The following is a 3,254-nucleotide window of genomic DNA, read 5'->3' as shown; positions in this document are numbered from 1 at the left end:
ACTCAAAAAGAAGAGTTGCGTGTCGCTCTGGTTGATGGCCAGCGACTTTTCGATCTTGATATCGAGAGTCCAGGGCATGAATCTAAAAAAGCGAATATCTACAAAGGACGTATCACACGTATCGAACCAAGCTTAGAAGCCGCATTTGTTGATTACGGCGCCGAGCGTCACGGTTTCCTCCCTCTCAAAGAAATTGCCCGCGAATATTTCCCTGAAGGTTACACCTACCAAGGTCGTCCAAGCATCAAAGAAGTGCTAACGGAAGGCCAAGAAGTTATCGTTCAAGTGGAAAAAGAAGAACGTGGAAGCAAGGGCGCAGCTCTTACTACTTTCATTTCTCTTGCCGGTAGTTACCTTGTTCTGATGCCTAACAACCCTCGTGCTGGCGGTATTTCTCGTCGAATCGAAGGTGACGAGCGTACTCAACTAAAAGCCGCATTAAGTACTTTGGAACTGCCTCAGGGCATGGGCCTAATCGTACGTACTGCTGGCGTTGGCAAGAGTGCTGAAGAACTTGAGTGGGATTTGAATGTACTACTTAACCACTGGGGTGCAATCAAAGGTGCAGCGGACTCTAACCCTGCTCCATTCTTAATCCACCAAGAAAGTAACGTTATCGTTCGTGCAATCCGTGACTATTTGCGTCGTGATATTGGCGAAATCTTAATTGATAGCAACACCATCTACGAACGTGCAAAAGAGCACATTCAATTGGTGCGCCCTGATTTCCTTAACCGCGTTAAGAAATATGAAGGCGAAGTTCCACTATTCAGCCACTACCAAATCGAAAGCCAAATTGAATCGGCTTTCCAACGTGAAGTGCGTCTGCCATCTGGTGGTTCTATTGTTATTGACCCGACTGAAGCACTAACGTCTATCGATATCAACTCTGCTCGTGCAACCAAGGGCGGCGATATTGAAGAAACAGCTCTAAACACGAACCTAGAAGCAGCCGACGAAATTGCTCGCCAATTACGTCTACGTGACTTAGGTGGCTTAGTGGTTATCGACTTTATCGATATGACCCCAGTTCGTCACCAACGAGAAGTAGAAAACCGTCTACGTGAAGCCGTTCGCCTTGACCGCGCTCGTGTACAAATCGGTCGTATTTCTCGCTTTGGTTTGTTGGAGATGTCACGTCAACGTTTAAGCCCTTCTCTAGCAGAAGCAAGCCACCACATCTGTCCTCGCTGTAGCGGTACTGGAGTCGTTCGCGACAACGAATCTCTAGCACTTTCTGTACTTCGTTTAATCGAAGAGGAAGCACTGAAAGACAATACAGCGCAAGTTCTCGCAGTTGTACCTGTGCCAATCGCTTCTTACTTGTTGAACGAAAAACGTCGTTCAGTTAACCATATCGAACGCATTCAAGAAGTGAAGATTACGGTTGTTCCAAACTCTGACATGGAAACGCCGCACTTCGAAGTTATCCGTGTTCGTGAAGGTGAAGAGTTCGATCTGATTTCTTACCTACTTCCTAAAAAACTGGAAGCAATGAAAGAAGCGGAAGGTAAAGAGCCAGCGGAAGTTGACGTAAAACCAAAACGAATTGAAGAGCCAGTTCTTAAAGGCTTTGCGGCTCCGTCTCAAACCGCACCTGCACCAGCAGCTAAACCAGCTCCTGAGGCGAAGAAGAAAGAACAAAACGTTGAACAAGAAGAGAAACCTGGATTGTTCAGCCGTCTGTTTAAAGCACTTGGTAGCTTCCTATTCGGTGGTTCTGAAGAAACAAAAGAAGAACAGAAACCTCAGGAAGAGAAAAAACCAAATCGCGATAATCGACGTAACAAACGTGATCGTAACGATCGTCGTCGCAATAACAACCAGCGCGATAATCGTGATAACCGCGACAATCGCGATAACCGACGTCGTCGTAAGCCTCGTGATGAGCAGGCTAATGAGCAAAACGAAGCTCAACAACAAACAAATAAACCGCAAAACCGTAACCAAAAGCGTAAACCTAAAGCTCAACAGGTAGATAAAGCCCAAGAGCAGAAAGCAAACGCAAAAGTAGCGGAAAAAGGTCTGCAGCTAGCAGCGGAAGCTCGTACTGAAACAAAACCAGAAGAGAGCAAACCGAAGCAGCAAAATGCGAAAGCAGAAAAAGTGAAAGAGCGCCGCCAACGTCGCAAATTGAACAAGTCTGTACGCGTTAAGGACCAAGAAGCTATTGAGAAGAAAGCCGAAGAAACAGCGGTTAAGACTCAAGAAACGGTTGAAACCAAAGTTGAGAAGCCAACAGAAGCAGCGGTAGAAGCACAACAAGACAACAAGCAAGCAGAGTCTAAGCAACGTCGTAACCGTCGTTCGCCACGTCACCTGCGTGCAAGCGGCCAGCGTCGTCGCCGTGGCCGTGATCGCCGCCCTAACCCGTTCCGCCTACGTAAGGGAGGTGTCGCTTCTCCTGAAATGGCTATGGGTAAAGTAATGCCACGTTACATTCCGAAACCAGCACCTAAGAAGGAAGAGCGAGTTAAGGAAGAAGCTGTAGCAGCAGTACCTACAATCCAAGGTGGCTTTGCGTGTCCAGAAATGGCAATGGGTAAAGTGATTATTCGTCGCGAGCAACCTGTCGTAACAGATGCGCCAGTTGTTGAACACAAGGTTCAAGAAACCGTTGAAGCGAAAGTGGAAGCTCCAGTAGTAGAAGCACCTGTTGTTGAAACAGTAATCGCAGAAAAAGCTGAATCGGCAGTAGTAGAAACAGCATCGGTAGAGCCTATCGTTGAAACTCCTGTAACTGAACATGCTGAACCGGTTGATGTCATCGTAGAAACGGCACCTGCTGAAGAGCCTATCGTTGAAGCAGCAAAAGAGATTGCAGCCGAAGCGCCAGTAGATAAACCAGAGCCTAAAGTCGAAGCCATTAAAGTTGCGGCTAAGCTAAACGCTAGCGCACCGATGACGAAAGCACCTGGCCCTCAAGAGCTACGCGAAATCACGGTTGCAGCAGCACCGTTCAAAACCGAACGTTACCAAGCTAAAGGTGCTGGTAGCCAAGTGGCTAAAAACCGTGCATCGGCAGAGATGACAAAGCCTAACTTTAACTAGGCTAAATCATTACGTTCAACTGCTTAACGGCATAAATAAATTAAAGGCTACCATCTGGTAGCCTTTTTTATCTTCATATTTGCCCAATAAATTGTTCATATAAATACCAATTCGTGATCACATTTGTACGCCATTATTCGTATCATTCTTGAACTTAATCACACTTTTCGGTAGCATGCGCCGACTCAAGTTTTCGACACCAT

1 protein-coding gene is annotated in these 3,254 nt (G+C 46.6%); it reads left to right on the top strand.

Annotation, left to right across the window (positions count from 1 at the left end; all coding sequences use genetic code 11):
- Nucleotides 1-3,051, top strand: a 3,051-nt coding sequence (rne, locus tag CAG68_RS01950; protein WP_161440726.1) for a ribonuclease E, incomplete at its 5' end; no start/stop codon positions are given.
- Between the last annotated feature and the right edge of the window lie 203 nt (nucleotides 3,052-3,254).

The organism is Vibrio sp. V42_P2S4T144 (assembly GCF_009904715.1).
Taxonomy (GTDB): domain Bacteria; phylum Pseudomonadota; class Gammaproteobacteria; order Enterobacterales; family Vibrionaceae; genus Vibrio; species Vibrio alginolyticus.
This window is presented reverse-complemented; position numbering and strand designations above follow the sequence as displayed.